Below are 1,100 nucleotides of genomic sequence, written 5' to 3'. Positions count from 1 at the left end.
ACTTTCCAGAACCTTCACCTAACGCAGAACTAGCTTAAGGGCTAATCCGGTTTCGCTCGCCGCTACTACCGGAATCTCGGTTGATTTCTCTTCCTCGGGGTACTTAGATGTTTCAGTTCCCCCGGTTTGCCTCATTAACCTATGTATTCAGTTAATGATACTTGCTTATGCAAGTGGGTTTCCCCATTCGGAAATCCCAGACTCAAGAGGCTTTTACTGCCTAATCTGGGCTTATCGCAAGTTAATACGTCCTTCATCGCCTCTGACTGCCAAGGCATCCACCGTGTACGCTTAGTCACTTAACCATACAACCCCAAGAGGTCTTGTATGTTCAAACAACCAAGGTTTGCGTTTAATAATTCGATCAAGAAAATATTAAACATTGGTTTTTCGCCGGACTCGATACAAGACACTTGAATGTGTGTTGTTTTGAGAACTCGTTTTTATTCAAAGAATAAAAACATTTTTAAAATTAATCTTTCGATTAAATTTACTAGTCAGCTTTCCAGATTGTTAAAGAGCATGCAATTATCTAACGATAACCACTTTCTAATGATTTTCAGCGACAACAATGCGGACTTAATAAAGGTATTCTTCATTAAATCTGCGATTCCGTGCAGAAAATTCTTAGAGAGTGGTGGGCGATACCGGGCTCGAACCAGTGACCCCCTCCTTGTAAGGGAGGTGCTCTCCCAACTGAGCTAATCGCCCACGATAGTTTTAATTCCTTCGTGAGAAAGAATGGTGGGTCGTGCAGGATTCGAACCTGCGACCAATTGATTAAAAGTCAACTGCTCTACCAACTGAGCTAACGACCCAATTTTCACTTCAAAGAGAAGTGGCGTCCCGTAGGGGAGTCGAACCCCTGTTACCGCCGTGAAAGGGCGGTGTCCTAGGCCTCTAGACGAACGGGACAATGTTCATAACGCAAGTTGTTGGGCAACTTACGTCGGCTCTTTTACATTTCGACCAAGCAATCTGTGTGGACACTGCATAAAACAGCATAAGTCTTTAGGTAAGGAGGTGATCCAGCCCCAGGTTCCCCTAGGGCTACCTTGTTACGACTTCACCCCAGTCATGAACCACACCGTGGTAAACGC

3 tRNA genes and 2 rRNA genes are annotated in these 1,100 nt (G+C 44.6%); all 5 read right to left on the bottom strand.

The features are described 5' to 3' along the window. Positions 1-305 (bottom strand): 23S ribosomal RNA (locus CZ809_RS20755); the annotation flags it as partial. 330 nt (positions 306-635) lie between these two features. Further along, positions 636-711: transfer RNA gene (locus CZ809_RS20750), tRNA-Val, on the bottom strand. A gap of 31 nt (positions 712-742) precedes the next feature. Further along, positions 743-818: transfer RNA gene (locus CZ809_RS20745), tRNA-Lys, on the bottom strand. A 21-nt stretch (positions 819-839) separates the two neighbouring features. Then, positions 840-915, bottom strand: a tRNA-Glu gene (locus tag CZ809_RS20740). Between the two features lie 101 nt (positions 916-1,016). Further along, a 16S ribosomal RNA gene (locus CZ809_RS20735) occupies positions 1,017-1,100 on the bottom strand; the annotation flags it as partial.

Source organism: Photobacterium piscicola, assembly GCF_900166965.1.
Classification (GTDB): Bacteria; Pseudomonadota; Gammaproteobacteria; order Enterobacterales; family Vibrionaceae; genus Photobacterium; species Photobacterium piscicola.
Note: the sequence above shows the minus strand (reverse complement) of the source record. Positions and strands in the feature narration are given on the sequence as shown.